Annotated in this window: 11 protein-coding genes; 2 read left to right on the top strand and 9 right to left on the bottom strand. The window is 76.0% G+C overall.

Translation table 11 applies throughout. The annotated features are described in order from the left end of the window. Positions 1–18: 18 nt before the first annotated feature. Genes ACA511_RS18635 through ACA511_RS18620 form a run of 4 tightly spaced genes read right to left on the bottom strand, consistent with a single transcriptional unit; the run spans position 19 to position 4,403 of the window. Complete coding sequence (locus ACA511_RS18635; RefSeq protein WP_375025649.1) at positions 19–1,155, bottom strand: acyl-CoA dehydrogenase family protein; 1,137 nt, start codon at positions 1,153–1,155, stop codon at positions 19–21. A gap of 20 nt (positions 1,156–1,175) precedes the next feature. Then, positions 1,176–2,402, bottom strand: a complete 1,227-nt coding sequence (locus tag ACA511_RS18630; RefSeq protein WP_375025648.1) for a cytochrome P450 — start codon at positions 2,400–2,402, stop codon at positions 1,176–1,178. Next, entirely contained in the window at positions 2,395–2,898 is a 504-nt protein-coding gene (locus tag ACA511_RS18625) for an SRPBCC family protein (protein ID WP_375025647.1), read from the bottom strand. Before ACA511_RS18625 ends, ACA511_RS18630 begins: the two co-directional genes overlap by 8 nt. Positions 2,899–2,954: 56 nt before the next feature. After that, complete coding sequence (locus tag ACA511_RS18620) at positions 2,955–4,403, bottom strand: MFS transporter (RefSeq protein ID WP_375025646.1); 1,449 nt, start codon at positions 4,401–4,403, stop codon at positions 2,955–2,957. Positions 4,404–4,664: 261 nt separating this feature from the next. On the opposite strand from ACA511_RS18620, the gene ACA511_RS18615 reads away from it, so the two are divergent. Together ACA511_RS18615 and ACA511_RS18610 are read left to right on the top strand one after the other, a co-directional pair. Then, complete coding sequence (locus ACA511_RS18615; protein ID WP_375025645.1) at positions 4,665–5,552, top strand: BTAD domain-containing putative transcriptional regulator; 888 nt, start codon at positions 4,665–4,667, stop codon at positions 5,550–5,552. A 32-nt stretch (positions 5,553–5,584) separates the two neighbouring features. Further along, entirely contained in the window at positions 5,585–6,010 is a 426-nt protein-coding gene (locus ACA511_RS18610; RefSeq protein ID WP_375025644.1) for a nuclear transport factor 2 family protein, read from the top strand. A 125-nt stretch (positions 6,011–6,135) separates the two neighbouring features. Here ACA511_RS18610 and ACA511_RS18605 read toward each other — a convergent pair whose 3' ends face one another. The 5 genes from ACA511_RS18605 to ACA511_RS18585 are packed head-to-tail and all read right to left on the bottom strand — an operon-like array spanning position 6,136 to position 17,866. Further along, positions 6,136–6,396, bottom strand: coding sequence for an acyl carrier protein (locus ACA511_RS18605; protein WP_375025643.1), 261 nt, complete (start codon positions 6,394–6,396; stop codon positions 6,136–6,138). After that, complete coding sequence (locus ACA511_RS18600) at positions 6,393–7,358, bottom strand: aromatase/cyclase (protein ID WP_375025642.1); 966 nt, start codon at positions 7,356–7,358, stop codon at positions 6,393–6,395. Before ACA511_RS18600 ends, ACA511_RS18605 begins: the two co-directional genes overlap by 4 nt. 26 nt (positions 7,359–7,384) lie before the next feature. Next, positions 7,385–8,164 (bottom strand): SDR family NAD(P)-dependent oxidoreductase, encoded by a 780-nt coding sequence (locus tag ACA511_RS18595; RefSeq protein WP_375025641.1) that lies wholly within the window; start codon positions 8,162–8,164, stop codon positions 7,385–7,387. Next, positions 8,157–16,928 carry a type I polyketide synthase gene (locus ACA511_RS18590; RefSeq protein WP_375025640.1) on the bottom strand — a complete coding sequence of 2,924 codons (8,772 nt, stop codon included), beginning with the start codon at positions 16,926–16,928 and terminating at the stop codon, positions 8,157–8,159. The genes ACA511_RS18595 and ACA511_RS18590 overlap by 8 nt, the downstream gene beginning before the upstream one ends. After that, the gene (locus tag ACA511_RS18585) at positions 16,925–17,866 is read right to left on the bottom strand and encodes an acyltransferase domain-containing protein (protein ID WP_375025639.1); all 942 of its coding nucleotides are present in this window, start codon (positions 17,864–17,866) and stop codon (positions 16,925–16,927) included. The genes ACA511_RS18590 and ACA511_RS18585 overlap by 4 nt, the downstream gene beginning before the upstream one ends. Positions 17,867–17,999: the final 133 nt, after the last annotated feature.

The raw sequence follows: 17,999 nt of genomic DNA, 5'->3' as shown, positions 1-17,999 counted from the left end.
TCTCGGGCTCCGGCGGGTTCAGGTGCGCTCGGCGAGCGCGTCGACGAAGCCGGACGCGGCGCGTTCGGGGCGCAGCGCGGCGTGCGAGCAGCCGACGGTGACGTCCCGCCAGCAGCGCTGCAGCGGGTCGCCGCGGTCCTGCGCGGCGGTGCCCGCCGACTTCATGAGCGCGTTGACCGCCTCCACCAGCAGGGACGCCGCGTAGGACGCGCGGTTGGCGTTCTCGAACGCGCGCGGACGGCCCGCGCCGGCGTCCAGCGCCGACACGACCTCGCCGATCAGCAGTTCGGCCGCCTCGATCCGCGCGGCGGACGCCGCGATGTCCAGCGCCGCCGCGTCGCCGGCGGGCGGCGGTCCCCCGCTGCGCGGCGCGGCGGAGGGCGGCGCCGCCGCGCGTTTGGCGGCGGCGGTGCGGGTCGCGGCGGCCAGCGCGCCGCGCGCCGCGCCGATCAGCGCGGAGATGCAGGTCAGGCCGCCGACCGCGGGCAGCGGGACGTTGTGCTGCGGCGCCTGCGAGGTGTGGTTCAGCCCGCCCATCACCTCCTTGAACGGCACCGTCCGGTGCGCGGGCACGAAGACCCCGTCCACCGTGAGGGTGTGGCTGCCGGTGGCGCGCATGCCGACCGCGTCCCAGGTCGGCTCGAAGGCGAAGTCGGCGCGGGGCACCGCGAAGAAGCGCGGCTCGACGCCGCCCGGCGCGGGCCCGGCGATGAGCGCCCAGTCGGCGAACTCGACGCCGCTGACGTAGCGCCAGCGTCCGCGCAGCAGGTAACCGCCCTCGGTCTCCTCGGCGGACCCGGCGGGCACCAGGCCGGGGACGAGCAGCGCGCCCGGCGTGCCGTCCCACAGGTCGCGCTGGCCGCCGTCCGGCAGATGCGCGGCGAACCGGCCGGTGTAGGCGAACATCGCGGCGCACCAGGCGGTGGACGCGCACGCCTCGCCGAGCCGGACGACCGCGCCGGTCAGCTCGCGGAACGTGGACTCCGCGCCGCCCCAGCGGGCGGGCACGAAGTGCCGGGGCAGGGTGGTCGCGGCCACGGCGGCGACGGCCGCGCCGTCCAGCCGTCCGGTGCGGTCGGCCTCCTCGGCGTGTTCGGCGGCGGCTCGCACCGCGGCGTCGAGGGCCGTGCGCTCGTCGGTCGTGGTCATGGTCATGGTTCATCACTCCAGACGGGTCACCAGGTCACGGGCAGCGCCTCGACGCCGTACACCAGGCCGCCGTCCTTGAACGAGAGCTCCTCGAACGGGACGGCGAGCCGCAGCTCGGGCAGCCGCCGGTAGAGCGTGCGGAAGACGACCTCCAGCTCCAGCCGGGCCAGCTCGGACCCGAGGCAGAGGTGGCGGCCGTGGCCGAAGGCCAGGTGCTTGCGGGACCCGCGGGTGATGTCCAGCTCGTCGGGGCGGTCGAACGCCTCGGGGTCCCGGTTGGCGGCGGCGGTGAGCGGGAAGACGCCCTCGCCCTCCCGCACCTCGGTGCCGGAGATCGTCAGGCCGGTGCGCGCGACGCGCGCCGTGGTGAGGTCGGTGACGCTGAGGTAGCGCAGCAGTTCCTCGACGGCGGACGGCGCGAGGCCGGGGTCGCCGCGCAGCAGGTCGAGCTGCTCCGGGTGGCACAGCAGCGCCAGCGTGCCCAGCGCGATCATGCTGGCGGTGCTCTCGTGCCCGCCGTTGAACAGCAGCCGCGTCAGGTGGACCAGCTCGTCGAAGTCGTCCTCGCGCGGGAAGGCGCCGGTGAGCTTGGAGACCAGGTCGTCGCCGGGATCGTCGTACTTGGCCGCGACGAGGGCGCGGAAGTAGGCGTCCAGCTGGTTGACGGCCTCCTTGCGCTCGGCGGCGGTGGCCGTCCCGCCGAACATGGTGCGGGTCCGGACGTGCAGGAAGTCCTTGTCCTTCGCGGGGATCCCGAGCAGCTCCATGATCACCGAGATGGTGACGGGCAGCGCGAAGCCGGCGAGCAGGTCGCCCGGCGGGCCCGCGTCCAGCAGCGCGCTCACCCGGCGGTCGACGATCTCCTCGACGCGGGGCCGCAGCAGCTTGACGCGCCGGACGGTGAAGTCCTTGGCGACCCGCTTGCGGTAGTCGGTGTGCTGGGGCGGGTCCATGCCGAGCAGGGACGAGTTGAGCGTGAAGTCCTCGGGGATCGGGAACGGGGCGGGGAACCCCGGATGGCCCCGGTCGTTGCCGAGCCGCTCGTCGTTCAGGGCCTCCCGGACCTCCGCGTACCTGGTGACGACCCAGGTCGGTTCGCCCGCGGAGCGCGGCACCCAGGTGAGGCCGGGCCGCGCGCGGCATTCGCCGTGCGGCTCGGGCGGCTCGAACGGGCCGGGGCGCCGCCACGGGAAGGGCGTGCCGCGCGCCCCGTTCCCCTGCTCGTGCGCGTGCGGGCATTCGTGGTCAGGCATGGTCGCCTCCTGAGGTGAGGGTCGCGGCGAATCGCGCGAGCGTGTCGCCGGGGCTCGGGCCGTCGATGGCCGCGCGAACGCGCCCGGCCGCCGGGCCGTGCCGCGCCAGCTCCACATGGGCCAGTTCCACGCGGGTCGACCCGGGCCCGTTCGGGGTGAAGGTCACCTCGACGCGGCTGGCCCGCTCGTCGTCGCCGATGGGACGGAAGTCGCCGTCGATGCGCCACGTCAGCACGAGGCGGTTCGGCGGTTCCCAGACCAGCACGCGGCCCCAGTCGAGCTCGGAGCCGTCGGCGGAGCGCTCGTACCAGCGGCCGCCCGCCCGGGGTTCGAAGACGACCCGTTCCCGCGCGGCGACCAGCGCGTGGCTGTCCGGCCACCATTCGGTCGGCCGCCCGGTGAAGTGCGCGAAGGCGCGCTCCGCCGGCACGGGGACGTCGACGTGCTTGCGGACGGGAGGGACCGCGATCGGGGTCGCTCGCTGGCTCGCATCCATGGGGCCCACTCTCGTCCGCGTCCGTCGACGTCCTGTCGGGATGCTGTCGAGAGGGCTCAGCCGCGCGCGTCCCGCTCCTGGTCGGGGCGGACCTTCGGGACGGCGAGGGCCGCGGCCACGCCGAGCAGCGGGAACAGCGCCGAGACGAGCAGGGCGCGGTCGAAGCCCGCGGCGAGGGCCCGCTCGGTGGCGTGCGCCCCGTGCGCCGCCGCGGAGGTGTGCGCGGCGGCGACGACCGCGAGGATGCCCAGCCCGAGCGCGCCGCCGACCTGGCGGCTGGTGTTGAGCAGCCCGGAGACCAGGCCCTGCTCGCGGTAGCCGACCTCGGAGGTGCCCGCGACGGTCATGGACGCCGACACGAGGCCCTGCCCGACGCCGAGCACCAGCGTCGGCCCGAACAGGTCGGCGAGGAAGCCGGCGCCCGCCCCGGCGCGCGACAGCCACGCCAGGCCGGCCGCCGACAGCAGCAGCCCGGCGACCAGCAGCGGGCGCGGGCCGGTCTTCGGCACCAGCGGGGCGATGCCGCGCGCGGCCACGACGATGCCGAGGGACAGCGGCAGGTACGCGAACCCGGTCTCCAGCGGGCTGTACCCGAGGACGAGCTGGAGCAGCAGCGTGAACAGGAAGAACGTCCCCCACAGGGCGGCGGTGCTGGTGAAGGCCACCAGGTTGGCCGCCGTGACCGAGCGGTTGCGGAAGATGCCGAGCGGCACCAGCGGGTGGCTCTCGCGGCGGACCTCGTTCACCGCGAACAGGGCCAGGAGGACGACCGCCAGGCCCAGGCTCACGACGATCTGCGGCGAGCCCCAGCCCTCCTTCTCGGACCGGACGATGCCGTACACGAGCAGGATCAGCCCGGCCGTGATGGCGAGGGCGCCGGGCAGGTCCATCCGGCGGTCGCCGTCCTCCTTGCGGGACTCGGTGACCGCGTACGCCGCGCCCGCCGTCAGCAGCACCCCGACGGGGACGTTGACGAGCAGGATCCAGCGCCAGGAGAGCCACTCGGTGATGGCGCCGCCGACCAGCGCTCCGATCGCCCCGCCGCCCGCGGCGACCGCGCCCCAGAGCCCGAACGCGCGGGCGCGCCGCTCCGGGTCGGTGAAGGTGGTGCCGAGGACGGTCAGCGTCGCCGGGGCCATGATCGCCGCGCCGAGGCCCTGCACGCCCCGCGCGGCCAGCAGCGAGGCCGGGTTCCAGGCCAGCCCGCCGGCCAGGCTCGCGAGCGTGAACACGCCGATGCCGCCGAGGAACACCCGGCGCCGCCCGTAGATGTCGGCGAGCCGCCCGCCGAGCAGCAGGAATCCCGCGAACACGATCGTGTACGCGTTGATGATCCATTGCAGCGAGCCGGTCTGGAAGTGCAGGGCGGTCTGGATGGAGGGGAGCGCGACGTTCATCACCGAGGCGTCCAGCACCACCAGGAACTGCCCGGCGCAGCAGACGGCGAGGACGAGCCCGAGCCGCTCTGACGCGCCCTTTCCGGCGACAGTCGTTTCGGTCGTCACCGAGGACCACTCCTCTTCGGTCGACGAGGGTTCATTGACGTCGCGCTTGATAACCGGCGGCGAGTGCGGGAAACGCGTTCGCCCAGACCGCGGAGTACTCCTTTCGACATCCCGGACGGACCGAACGGCCCACTCGGCGATGGACGTTCCGGAGAGCGCGCGTCACCGAACGACGATGCGGCGCTTAGAGCCCGCCTTCATGGCTAGAAGCGGCGAATGTCATGAACGACCACGACCAGATCCACGGAGGTCGAAACTCGTATGCTCCACTTCAAGCTGCTCGGCCCGCTGGAGGTCGCGGGCGGCGGATCGGCGTTCGCACCGACCGCGCCGCGCGTGCTGAACACGCTCGCGCTGCTGCTGGTGCGCAGTGGTCGTGTCGTGCCGCTCGACACGATCATTGAGGAGCTGTGGGGCGACGACCCCCCGCGCAGCGCGGCCCGCACCGCCCAGACGTACGTGTACCAGATCCGGCGCTGGCTGACCGCCGGCGGCGGCCCGGCGGGCGGCGAGGACGCCCTCCTCACCCGGCCGCCCGGCTACCTGCTGCGCGTCGCCCCCGGGCAACTGGACCTCAGCCGGTTCGACCGGCTGCTCGCCGAGGGCCGCGCGCTGCTCCAGGACGGCCGCGCCGCCGACGCCGTGGAACCGCTGTGCCACGCGCTCGACCTGTGGACGGGCCCGCCGATGGCCAACGTCGAGCTGGGCCGGGTGCTGGAGGGCCACGCGGCGGCCCTGGACGAGCACCGCGCTCACGCGCTGAACCTGCGCATCGAGGCCGACCTGCGGCTCGGCCGGCACCGCGAGCTCATCGGCGAGCTGCGCTCGCTGGTCGCGCTGAAGCCGTACGACGAGTGGTACCACAGCCTGCTCGTGTGCTCGCTGGCGCGGTCCGGCCGCCGCTACGACGCCCTGGAGGCGTTCCACGCGGCCCGGCACATCCTCGCCGAGGACCTCGGGCTCAGCCCGTCGCCGGAGCTGAGCGAGGTGCACGCCGCCGTCCTGGAGGGCGAGCAGCCGAGGACGCCGCTGACGTGCACGGCGTCGAAGACCGCGGCGCCCTCGGGGCCCGGCGCGGCCAGGAGGTCCGTGCCGAGGCCCCGGCCGCCGCGCCGCACCGGGCTGCCGTCCGCGCAGCCCGTCCACTGACCGGAACCCGGAACCACCGAAAGGAAGCATCCGTGCCGACCACCATCGCGCCCGCCGAGCTGCGGGCCGCCATCGACGACTTCTACGCCTGGCACATGCAGCTCCTCGACGCCGGAAGGGTCGAGGAGTGGGCGGACGCCTTCACCCCCGACGGCGTGTTCGACGCCCAGGGCCACCCCGAGCCCGTCCGCGGACGCGACGAGATCCGGTCGGCGTCCCAGGCCGTCGCCGGCAGGCTCGCGGAGGCGGGCATCGTCCGGCGCCACTGGCTCGGCATGAGCCGCATCGTCCCCGAGGACGGGAACGTCCGGGTGCGCAGTTACGCCCTGGTGTTCCAGTCGAGCAAGGAGAACGGGACCGTCCTGCACGCGAGCACCACCTGCGAGGACGTGCTGGTCCCGGACGGCGATTCCTGGCTGATCCGCGAGCGTGTCGTCCGGGTCGACGGAATGCCGTGACGGAATGCCCTGACGGAACGTCCCGAACGGGCATTTTCTGAACGCCCGGAAATGCGCGCAGGAAGACGCGCGTAAAAGAGCCGGCGGCCCAACCTGGGCCGCCGGCTCTTTCGCCGTTCGCGTCCTTACACGGTCTCGCCGATCCTGGCGTTGACGAACGCCAGGTATTCGCGGGGCGTCTTCAGTTCCGCGGTCTCCTCCTCGGGCAGTTCGACGCCGAACATGCGCTCCACCTGCGCGGTGGTCTCCATGACGGCGAGCGAGTCGTAGCCGAGGTCGGAGAACGGCACCTCCAGGAGGTCGGCCGAGCCGTCCTCCAGGGTCTCCGCCTCGCCCGCCGCCGCGCGCAGGGCGTCCTTGAGGCCGTCCAGTGTCAGTTCCCTCATGCTCCGCTCCTCTCGTTCTCCGCGTACCGCTTGGCCGCGCGCAGGGTCGCCCTGCTGTTGGCGCCGAGCGTCTCGCGGATCTTCCGGCGCACCGCCGGCAGGTCCATCCCGCCGGCGGCCTCCGGCAGCGCCTCGGGGTCGATGACCACCGTGTGCCGGGACGTGACGCGGACCGCGCCGTCCCCGGCGGGCTCGAACAGCCACTCGCCGTTGTGCGTCCGCATGACCGGGGGCGTCGTGGTCTGCTTGTAGACGATGCGCTCACCCGGCACGCACACCCGCCCGGACGCGGTGGTGTGCGCGGACCCGTCGGGCGACCGGGTGTCCATCTCCATGAACTGGAGGCCGGGCTCGTCCTCGGTCAGGGCGACGCGCAGCACGTGCGGGAGCCGCTCGGGCCACCGGTCACACTCGTTGACGAAGTCGTAGGCCGCCTCCAGCGGCCCCTGGACGAGTTCGCCGTCGCTGAACTCCAGCGTCAGGCCGGCGGCGGCGTCGGTCTCGGCCGCGCGCCTGAGCGCGTCCAGTTCCGCTTCGCTGTTGGCGCCGACGGCCCGGTCGATGAGCGCGAGGGCGTCGGCGTCGTCGTCCACGGCGGCGTAGTCGTGCACCAGGACGACGTGGGAGCCGCCGTCCCCGTCCGGCTCGATCCGCCAGGTCCCGCGCATCGCGGCGACCGGGGCGCTCGGCTCGGCCTGCGCGAACTCGACGGTCCGCGCGGCGGCGTCGAGGGCGCGCTCCGACACCCAGGTGCGGAGCGCGCCGTTGGCGAGCGCCCAGATCCGGATGCGCTCCGCGCGGTCGTCGCCGGACAGCCGGACGGCGCGCACGGTCGGCGGGAAGTGCACCGGCCAGGTCGTCACGTCCGCCACGATCCGGTAGACCGCGTCGGGCGGCGCCTTGATCCGGGTGGTGTGCTCGGTGTGCCGGGTCGCCGGCGCCGTGTCCTCTCGTACGGTCATCGGTACTCCTCGGAAGTCGCCGGTCCTCAGAAGTTGCCCAGGCCGCCGCACACGTTGATCGCCTGCGCGGTGACCGCCCCGGTGTCGGGACCGGCCAGGTAGCCGACCATCGCGGCGACCTCCTCGGGCGTCGTGTAGCGGCCGAGCGGGATCTTGGCCTCGAAGCGGGCCAGCACCTCGCCCTCGGTGACGTCCCAGTAGTCGGCGTAGCCGCGGCGGATGGTCTGCGCCATGGGCGTCTCGACGTAGCCGGGGCAGACGGCGTTCACGGTGACGCCGCTCTTGGCCAGTTCCAGGCCGAGCGCCTTGGTGAAGCCGACGACGCCGTGCTTGGACGCCGAGTACGGCGCCCCGAGGACGACGCCCTGCTTGCCCGCCGTGGACGCGATGTTGATGACGCGCCCCCAGCCGGCGTCCTTCAGCCCGGACGCCAGGAACGCGCGCGTCACGCGGAAGACGCTGGTCAGGTTGGTGGCGATGACGTCGTCCCACAGTTCGTCGGGGATCTGCGCGGTCTGCCCTCCGCCGCCGCGTCCGACGTTGTTGACCAGGACGTTGACCGGGCCGGCCGAGTTCGCCTCCTCGACCAGGGACCGGACCTGGTCCGCGTCGCGGACGTCGCAGGCGGCGCCGTCCACGTCGCCGCCCGCGTCCCGCAACTCCTTGATCGTCCGGGCGACGGCCTCGCCGTCCCGCGCGCAGAGGAACACCCGCGCGCCCTCCCCGGCCAGCCGCTCGGCGACCGCGCGGCCGATGCCGCTGGTCGCCCCGCTCACGAAGGCGTGGCGGTCGCGCTGTTCACTCATCGTCCTTCTCCTTCCGATCGGCGGTGCCGTGACCGGGCGGCAGTGCCGCCCGGATGACCCCGGCCAGTTCGGCGGGGGTCGGGTTGTCCATGACCGCGGTGGTCGGCAGCTCGATCCCGAGCTCGCGGTTGACCCGGTTGCGCAGGTCCACGCTGAGCAGGGAGTCGAAGCCGAGTTCCTTGAACGCGTCGTCCGGTCCGACGGCGCCGGGCTCGGGGTATCCGAGGATCTCTCCGGCGGTGTCGCACACGGCCGCGGTCAGGACGCGTCCCAGGTCCTCGCCGGACACGCCGCGCAGGCGCTCCGCGAGACAGGCGCCGGACGCCGCGCCGTCCCCGGCGGGCTCCGGGTCGGGGCGGACGACGTCGGCGAGCATCGGGACCGTGCCCGGCGGCACGTCGCGGACGTCCAGGTCCAGCGGGACGAGGTGGCCGCGCGATGCCCGCAGCGCCGCGTCGAACAGGGCCAGCGCCCGGTCGGCGGGCAGCGGCGCGATCCCGGTGCGGCGCAGCCGGCCGACCTGCTCGCCGGACAGGTGCCCGGTCATGCCGCCGCGCTCGTCCCAGAGCCCCCAGGAGAGCGAGACGGCGGGCAGGCCCTGGGCGCGCCGGTGACCGGCGAGGGCGTCCAGCCAGGTGTTGGCGGCGGCGTAGTTCGACTGCCCGGGGGCGCCGAGCACGCCGACCGCGGAGGAGAACAGGACGAACGCCGTCAGGTCCGTGTCCCGGGTCAGCTCGTGCAGGTGCCAGGCGGCGTCGACCTTGGGGCGCAGGACGGCGTCCACGCGTTCGCCGGTCAGCGTCGCGGCGAGCCCGTCGTCAAGGGTCCCGGCGGCGTGCACCACGGCGGTCGGCGAATGCTCGGCCAGCAGGCGGGCCACGGCGTCCCGGTCGGCGGTGTCGCAGGCGGGGAAGGCGGCCTCGGCGCCGAGGCCGGTCAGCTCCGCCTCCAGCTCGGGGACGCCTCCGGCGGCTCGCCCCCTCCGGCTCGCCAGGACGAGCCTGCGCACGCCGTGCTCGCGGACGAGGTGCCGCGCCAGGAGGGCGCCGAGCCGTCCCGTCCCGCCGGTGATGAGCACCGTCCCGCCGGGACCGAAGGACGCGGGCGGCGGGATGGTCAGGACGAGCTTGCCGACGTGTCCGGCGTGCCGCAGGGTCCGCAGCGCCTCGGGGGCCCGCCGCACGTCGCGGGTCTGGAGCGGGAGGGGCGGCAACGCGCCGTCGTCGTGCAGGGCGAGCACGGTCCGCAGGACGTCCCCGATCCGCTCGGGCTCGACGCTGAGCAGGTCGTACACCGCGTACCGGACATGGGGGTGCTCGGCCCGCACGGCGGCGGGGTCGCGGACGTCGGTCTTGCCGATCTCCACGAAGCGGCCGCCGGGGCGCAGCACGCGCAGCGAGGCGTCCACGGTCTCGCGGGCCAGCGAGTTGAGGACGACGTCGATCCGCCCCCGGAACCGCTCCTCGAACTCCAGGTCGCGGGACGAGGCGATGTGGTCGTCGTCGAGGCCCAGTTCGCGCAGGACGTGCTGCTTGGGCGGGCTCGCGGTGGCGTACACCTCGGCGCCCAGGTGCCGGGCGAGCCCGACGGCGGCCAGCCCCACGCCGCCCGTGGCCGCGTGGACCAGCACGCTCTCGCCGCGCCCCAGCTCCGCGATCTCGGCGAGGCACTGGTAGGCGGTGGCGAAGACGACCGGCACCGACGCGGCGCGGGCGAACGTCCAGCCCGGCGGCAGGGGGACGACCTGGCGGGCGTCGGCGACCGCGACCGGTCCGTGGGAGCGCTCGAACACGCCCGTGACCCGGTCTCCCGGGTGGAGCGCCGTGACGCCGGGCCCGGTCTCGGTGACGATCCCGGCCCCTTCGCTGCCCATGGTCCGTTCGGTGGAGACCAGGCGCAGCGCCACGGCGACGTCCCGGAAGTTCAGCCCGGAGGCGCGGACGGCGATGCGGACCTCGCCCTCGCCGAGCGGCCGCCCGGACTCGGGTGCGGGGACGAGCGCCAGATCGTCCAGCGTTCCCCGGCGGGTGACGTCCAGCCGCCACGGGGCCGGGCCGTCGTCCGGCGGGGTCAGTTCGTCGTCGCCGGGACGGGCCAGCCGGGGCGCGTACAGGCGGCCTTGCCTGACGGCCAGTTCCGCTTCTCCGGTCGCGAGCGCCTTGGGCAGCGCCTCCTCGGAGCGCGGGTCGCCGTCGCCGTCGATCAGGACGAGGCGGCCCTGGCGCTCGGAGCGGGCGGAGCGCACGAGCCCGGTCACCGTCGCCTGCGCCAGCCCGGCGACCGCGTCGCCGGGGAGGACGCACTGCGCGTTCCTGGTGATGACGGCGACGGTTTCGGAATCCGGGATGCTCTGGAGCTTTTCCAGGACGGCTCGTGCGGCGCGGTGGGCGTCGTCCGGCATGAGGCCGTCCAGGTCTGGGACGGGCACGATGTGCGCCTCGGGTGGATCGCCGTCTGGTTCGTCGGTCAGCTCACGCCATGCCGTTTCGTAGAGGCCGCCGGGCTCGTCCCCGACGAGCGGACGCAGTTCGAGCGACTCGACGGCGGCGACCGCGCGTCCTTCGCCGTCGGCGGCGTCCAGCCGGACCGTCCCGTCGGCGGCGCGGATCAGCCGCACGCGAAGCGACGAGGTCGCGGTGGGCTCGCAGGAGACGCCCTTCCACACGAACGGGACGTCCGGGGGGCCTTCGCCGGGCAGGAGCAGCGGGTGGAGGGCGGCGTCCAGCAACGCGGGGTGGACGCCATGCGCGTCCCGGTCCTCGTCGGTGCTGACTTCGGCGTAGAGGTCGTCGCCGTCCCGCCAGGCGCGGTGCAGGCCGCGGAAGGCCGGGCCGTAGCCGTAGCCGCGTTCGGCGAGCCGGTCGTAGGCGCCGTCGAGCGGCAGCGGTTCCGCGCCGGGCGGCGGCCACTTCCCGGTGTGCGCCGCCGGGACGGGCTCGGCGGCGTCGTCCAGGGTTCCGGTGGCGTGCCGGGTCCAGTCTCCGGCGCCGCCGGGCCGGGACTCGATGACGACCGACCGGTCCGCACCGGCCAGCAGGCGGACCTCGACCTCGCCGGACGCGGGGATCGGCAGCGGACGTTCCAGCACCAGTTCGCGCAGCCGCGGGCGGCCGACCCGCGCGCCCGCCGAGCAGGCCATCTCGACCTGGGCGGTCCCGGGCAGCAGGATCTCGCCCGCGACCTCGTGGCCGGCGAGCCACGGATGGCGCGCGACGGACAGCCGTCCGGTGCGCAGGACACCGCCGCCGGGCAGGTCCACCTCGGCGTCCAGCAGCGGATGCCCGGCCTTCGCCGCGCCCGCGACGCCCGCCGGGCCCGGCGTCCCGGCCGACCGCCAGTAGCGCCGGGACTCGAACGGGTAGGTCGGCATCGGCACGATCCGCCCTCCGGGGACGAACGCGGCCCAGTCGACCGGCACGCCGTCGACGTGGGCCGCGGCGGCGCCGGTGAGGAACTGCGCGAGCCCGCCGCCGTCCCGGCGCAGCGTCCCGAGGACGGTCACGTCCCGGTCGCCCGCCGTCCCGGCGATCGCGCGGGCCAGCACCGGATGCGGGCCGACCTCGACGAACCGCGTGTGCCCGGCGTCGATCAGCGCGTCCACCGCGTCCTGGAACCGCACGGCGCCGCGGATGTTGTCGAACCAGTAGCGCTCGTCCATCGGCCGGTCGAGCGGCCCGCCGGTCAGCGTGGACCACAGCGGGACGGCCGGGACGGCCGGGGAGAGTCCGGCGAGGTCGGCGAGGAGCGGGTCGCGCATCGGTTCCATGGCCTCGGTGTGCGAGGCGTAGTCGACGTCCACGCGCCGCGCGTCGACGCCCGCGTCCTGGAGCCGGGCGACGAGGCCGTCGAGCGCGTCGGCGTCCCCGGCGACGACCGTGGCGGACGGCCCGTTCACCGCCGCCGTCCACACCCGCGCGGGCAGTTCGATCTCGTCCGCGGGGAGCGGCACCGAGGCCATGCCGCCGCTGCCCGCGACCTTCCGCAGCGCGCGGCTGCGCAGGCACGCCACCTTCGCGGCGTCGTCCAGGGACAGGGCGCCGGACACGCAGGCCGCCGCGATCTCGCCCTGCGAGTGCCCGACCACCGCCGCCGGGCGGACGCCGGCCGACTCCCACAGCCGGGCGAGCGACACCATGACGGCGAACAGCGCCGGCTGGACGACGTCCACCCGGTCCAGCGGATCGTTCTCCAGCACGTCCTGGAGCGACCAGCCGCAGTGGGCGGACAGCGCCCGCTCGCACTCGGCCATCCGCTCGCGGAACACCGGGGACTCGCGCAGCAGTCCGAGGGCCATGCCCCGCCACTGCGCCCCCTGCCCGGGGAACACGAACACCGGATCGGACGCGTCGCGCGCCTCGGCGCGGACGACGGCGGGCGACCGGTAGCCGCGCACGGCCGCCGGGACCCGGGCCCCGCCCGCCAGCGTCTCCAAGCCGTCCATGAGGTCGTCGCGGGTGTCGCCGACGACGACGGCGCGCCATCGCATCGGCGTGCGGGCCGCCAGCGTCCGGGCGATGTCGGCGGGTCGCTCCTCCGGGTGCGCGGCCATGAACTCGCGGGCGCGTTCGGCCTGCGCGCGCAGCGCGGCGCCGGTGCGCGCCGACAGCGGCAGCGGGACGGGGCCGGGACGGTCCGGCTCTCCGGCGGGCGGCGCCGCGGCCTCCTCGACGATGACGTGCGCGTTGGTGCCGCTGATCCCGAACGAGGAGACGGCGGCCCGGCGGGGGCGGTCCGCGCGCGGCCACGGCACCGGTTCGGTGAGCAGGGCCAGTCCGCTCGCGCCCCAGTCGACGTGCCCGGACGGCTCGCGGACGTGCAGCGTGCGGGGCAGCCGCCCGGCGCGCAGCGCCTCCACCATCTTGATCAGGCCGCCGATGCCCGCCGCCGCCTGGGCGTGCCCGATGTTGGACTTGAGCGAGCCCAGCCACACCGGGCCGTCCCCGCCGCGGGCGGCGCCGTAGGTGCGGGCCAGCGCGCCCGCCTCGATGGGGTCGCCCAGCGCGGTGCCCGTGCCGTGCGCCTCGACCGCGTCCACGTCCGCGGGCCCGAGTCCGGCGCGGTCCAGCGCGTCCCGGATGACCTGCTCCTGCGCGGTGCCGTTCGGCGCGGTGAGCCCGTTGCTGGCGCCGTCCTGGTTGACGGCGCTGCCGCGCAGGACGGCCAGGACGGGACGTCCCGCCCGCCGCGCGTCGCCCAGCCGCTGCAGGACGGCCAGCCCCGCGCCCTCGGCCCACGCGGTGCCGTCGGCGGCGGCGGAGAACGCCTTGCAGCGGCCGTCGGCGGCGAGGCCCTGCTGGCGGCCGAAGTCCAGGAACATGCCGGGCGTCGCCAGCACGGTCACGCCGCCCGCGAGCGCGGTGTCGCACTCGCCCTGCCGGATCGCCTGCGCCGCCATGTGCACGCCGACCAGGGACGCCGAGCACGCGGTGTCCACGGTGACGGCGGGGCCGCGCAGCCCGAGGACGTAGGCGATGCGCCCGGACGCCACGCTCGGCGTGGTGCCGGTGAGCCGGTGGCCGCGCGTGCCGTCCTCGGGTTCGGCGAGGCGCGGGCCGTAGTCCTGCGCGGTGGCGCCGACGAAGACGCCGGTGCGGCTGCCGCGCAGCGCGTCGCGGCCGAGCCCGGCCCGTTCGCACGCCTCCCACGCGGTCTCCAGCAGCAGCCGCTGCTGCGGGTCGATCCCCGCCGCCTCGCGCGGCGAGATCCCGAAGAACGCCGCGTCGAACTCGGCGGCGCCGTCGAGGAACCCGCCCTCGGCCGGGCCCCCGGACAGCTCGTCCAGGTCCCAGCCGCGGTCGTCCGGGAACGGCCCGATCGCGTCGGTTCCGGTGTCCACCAGCCGCCAGAGGTCCTCCGGCGAGCGCACGCCGCCCGGATAGCGGCAGCTCGTCGCGACGACCGCGATGTCGTCGTCGCTCTCGCGGTGTTCGCGGGCGGGCGCGGGCCGGGCGGCCGACCGACCGTTGGGCTCCGGACGCAGGGCGTCGGCGAGTTCCGCGGCGGTGGGGTGGTCGAAGAGGAGGGAGCCGGGCAGGTCGCGGCCGAGGGCGGCCGACAGCCGGTCGCGGATGACGACGGCCGTCCGCGAGTCCACCCCCAGTTCCCGGAAGGGCGCGTCCAGGTCGGCCGCCGCGCCGGCGCCGAGGGCCTGTTCGAGCGTCTCGGTCACCAGCCGCCGGGTGTCGGTCCCCGCGGCGGCCGGCGCCGTCTCGTCCGGGACGGCGTCGAACCAGTGGCGGTCGCGCTGGAACGCGTACGTCGGCAGGTCGGTCAGGCGGGCGTCCGTCCCGAAGAAGGCGCGCCAGTCCACCCGCCCCCCGGAGAGGTGGACGCCGGCGAGGGCCGCCGCGGCGCCCTCCGCCTCGTCCCGGTCGCCGGGCAGGCAGGGCAGGACCGTCACGGCGGGATCCGCGACGTTCGCGGGGAGCAGGTCGGTCAGCGCGGTGCCGGGACCGGCCTCGACGAACCGCCGCGCGCCCAGCGCGTGCAGCGCCCGGAGGGCGTCGCCGAACCGGACGGTCCGGCGGGCGTTGGCGGCCCAGTGCGCGGGGTCGGCGAGCCGCTCGGCGGTCGCCTCCGCGCCCGTCACCGACGAGACGATCCGGGGTCCGCCGTCCGGCCGCCGCCAGTCCAGCCCGGCGGCGACGGCGCGCAGCTCGGCCAGGATCGGCTCGACGAGCGGCGAGTGGACGGCCCGGCCGATCCGCAGCCGCTTGGTGCGCCGCCCGGATCCGGCGAAGTGCTCGGCCACCGCCGCCACGACCGCCTCGTCCCCCGCGACGACCACCGACCGGGGGCCGTTGACGGCGGCGACGCCGGCGCGGTCGAGCCGGTCCGCGAGGACGGCGCGGGCCTCGTCCTCGCCCGCCTCGACCGCGACCGCGGCGCCGGACGGCAGCCGCTCGAACAGCCGTCCCCGCGCCGCGACGAACTCCGCCGCGTCGCCGAGGGGAAGCGCCCCGGCGACGTGCGCGGCGGTGATCTCCCCGAGCGAGTGGCCCGCGACCGCGTCCGGCCGGACGCCCCACGACTCCAGCAGCCGGAAGAGCGCCACCTCGACGCCGAACACGGCCGGTTGCAGCAGGTCCTGGCGGTCCAGCCGGTCGCCGCGCAGCACCTCGGCGAGCGGCGCGCCGAGCGCCGGCTCCAGCGCGGCGCCGACCTCGTCCAGCGCCCGCGCGAACTCCGGATACGTCGCGTAGAGGCGGCGGCCCATGCCCGCGCGCTGCACGCCCTGCCCCGGGAACAGCAGGGCGGTGCGGCCGTCGCGCCTCCGGGCCCGGACGACTCCGGGCGCGTCGCGGCCCGCCGCCAGCTCCCGCAGGCCCGCCGCGTGGTCGCCGGTCACGACGGCGCCGTGCTCGAACGCCGTCCGCGCGACCGCGAGGGAGTAGCCGACGTCCCGGGCGTCCGGCCGCGTCGCGGCGAGGTCGGCGAGCCGCCCGGCCTGGGCGCGCAGCGCCTCCTCCGAACGTCCGCTCACCACCCACGGGACGGGTCCGGCGACCGGGGCGGGGGCCGCTCCGGCGGCGGCGCGGGGCGGCCCGGCGAGGACGAGATGGCAGTTGGCGCCGCCGAGCCCGAACGCCGAGACGCCCGCGAGGCGGTCGCCCTCCGGCCAGTCGCCGGGACGGCCGCAGACCCGCAGGTTCAGGCCCGCGAGGTCGATCTCGGGGTTGGGCTCGGCGAAGTTCGGCGTCGCGGGAAGCCGCCCGCGCGCCATCCCGGCGGCCGTCTTGATGAGCCCGGCGACGCCCGCCGCGCCCTCCAGGTGGCCGATGTTCGCCTTCACCGAGCCGACCAGCAGCGGATCGCCCGGCGGGCGGGCGGCGCCGAGCACCCGGCCCAGCGCGGCCGCCTCCACCGGGTCGCCGCGCCGCGTCCCGGTGCCGTGCAGCTCGACGTACTGGACCGCGCCCGGCTCGACGCCGGACCGTTCGCAGGCGAGCCGCAGGACCTCTTCCTGTGCGTCCCGGCTGGGGGCGGTGAGCCCCGGTGTGGCGCCGTCGTTGTTGACCGCGCCGCCCAGGATCACGCAGTGCACGCGGTCGCCGTCCCGCAGCGCCGCGTCGAGCGGCTTGAGCACCACCGCGCCCCCGCCCTCGCCGCGCACGAAGCCGTTGGCGTCCGCGTCGAGGGGACGGCACCGCCCGTCCGGCGACAGCGCGCCCAGCTCCCGGAGCGCCTCGTGGCTCTCCTCCGCCAGGTTCACCTGCACGCCGCCCGCGACGGCAAGCTCGCAGTCGCCGTCCCGCAGGCTCTGCGCCGCCTGGTACACCGCCACCAGGGAGGACGACTGGGCGGTGTCGACGGTGACGCTGGGACCGCGCAGGCCGAACACGTGCGAGACGCGCCCGGAGATGAAGCCGCGCCGCGTCCCGGTCAGCGTGAAGGGCGACGCCCCGGCGGCGTCGCGGGCCTGGAGAAGCCCGTAGTCGTCGGCCATCGCGCCGACGAACACCCCCGTGCGGCCCCCGCGCAGCGACGCGGGCAGGACGCGGGCGTCCTCCAGCGCCTCCCAGGTGAGTTCGAGCATCAGGCGCTGCTGCGGGTCGAGTTCGGCGGCCTCCCGCCGGGGGACGCCGAAGAAGGCCGCGTCGAAGCCGTCCACCTGGTCGAGGAAGCCGCCGGGGCCGCTCGCGCGGCCCTCCGGCGCGGGACGGATCGCCTCGCCGCCGCGGCACAGCAGCGACCAGAACTCCTCCAGGCCCGGCCCCCCGGGGACGCGGGCGGACATGCCGATGACGGCGATGGGAGTGCTCATTGCGGTATCAGCTCCTCCGTCGGCCCGAGCACCCGGCTGCGTCCGGCGAGGACGCGGGGGTGGCGGCGGGCGAGCATCGTGAGGCTCTGCCCCGGCCCGGTCTCCACGAGCAGGTGGTCGCCGTCGTCCAGGAGCCGGTCCAGCGCGCGGGCGAAATGGACGGTCCGGGCGGGCTGCCCGATCCAGAAGGACGGGTCGCACGCCCGCTCCGCGCTGAGCGGCGCGGCCTCGTAGGCCGAGTACAGCCGCACGGACGGCGGCCGCAGCGCGACGCCCGCCCACCCGTCGCCGGCCCGGTTCGACGCCTCCGCCACGAGCGGGCTGTGGAACGCCTGCCGCGCCGGGACGCGCCGGACCGTCCTCCCGTCCGCCTTCAGCCGGGACATGGCGCGGCGGAGCGGCTCCTCCGCCCCCGCGAGCAGCAGCTGCCGGGGCGCGTTGACGGCCGCCAGGTGCACGTCCCCGCCGAGCAGCGGCTCGACCTCCCGCACCGAGGCCGCCACCGCGAGCATCCCGCCCGGCTCCGTCGCGGCCAGCGCCGGCAGCCGCGCCGTCATCAGCCGCATGCCGTCGGCGAAGTCGAAGACCCCGGCGAGCGCGGCGGCCACCATCTCGCCGGCGGAGTGCCCGAGCAGCGCGTCCGGCGGCCCGTGGCGGTCCGCCATCGTGCGCCCCAGCGCGTACCCGACCGCGTACAGCAGCGGCTGCGCCACGGTGACGTCGTCGAACTCCGGCGACGGCCGCTCGGCGAGCCACTGCGCGCGCACGTGCGGGCCGCGCGGGCCCATCAGCGCGAACGCCTCGTCCATCGTGCGGGTGAAGCCCTCGTCGGCGCCGTACAGGGACGCGGCCATCCGCGGGCGCTGCGCGCCCTGGCCCGGGATCAGCAGCGCGATCGGCAGCGGGCGTCCCCCGCCGGGTCGGTGGTCCTCAGTCATGCGTCCTGTCTAGGCCGCCCGCGTCGAGAGACGGCCTAGGGTCATTCGCGCCGGGCGCCGCGACCGGGTCGGGCGGGTCGCGGGCGGGGCGCGACGACCCGTCCTCGACAGCTCCCTGACGGGCGGCTGCGAC

The sequence above is a fragment of the Actinomadura sp. GTD37 genome, from assembly GCF_041951365.1.
Classification (GTDB): Bacteria; Actinomycetota; Actinomycetes; order Streptosporangiales; family Streptosporangiaceae; genus Spirillospora.
Note: the sequence above shows the minus strand (reverse complement) of the source record. Positions and strands in the feature narration are given on the sequence as shown.

Coding starts and splice junctions, on each gene's coding strand:
- ACA511_RS18585 (WP_375025639.1), bottom strand. CDS start 17,866: ATGACTGAGGACCACCGACCCGGCGGGGGACGCCCGCTGCCGATCGCG.
- ACA511_RS18600 (WP_375025642.1), bottom strand. CDS start 7,358: ATGACCGTACGAGAGGACACGGCGCCGGCGACCCGGCACACCGAGCAC.
- ACA511_RS18635 (WP_375025649.1), bottom strand. CDS start 1,155: ATGACCATGACCACGACCGACGAGCGCACGGCCCTCGACGCCGCGGTG.
- ACA511_RS18630 (WP_375025648.1), bottom strand. CDS start 2,402: ATGCCTGACCACGAATGCCCGCACGCGCACGAGCAGGGGAACGGGGCG.
- ACA511_RS18595 (WP_375025641.1), bottom strand. CDS start 8,164: ATGAGTGAACAGCGCGACCGCCACGCCTTCGTGAGCGGGGCGACCAGC.
- ACA511_RS18605 (WP_375025643.1), bottom strand. CDS start 6,396: ATGAGGGAACTGACACTGGACGGCCTCAAGGACGCCCTGCGCGCGGCG.
- ACA511_RS18625 (WP_375025647.1), bottom strand. CDS start 2,898: ATGGATGCGAGCCAGCGAGCGACCCCGATCGCGGTCCCTCCCGTCCGC.
- ACA511_RS18615 (WP_375025645.1), top strand. CDS start 4,665: ATGCTCCACTTCAAGCTGCTCGGCCCGCTGGAGGTCGCGGGCGGCGGA.
- ACA511_RS18590 (WP_375025640.1), bottom strand. CDS start 16,928: ATGAGCACTCCCATCGCCGTCATCGGCATGTCCGCCCGCGTCCCCGGG.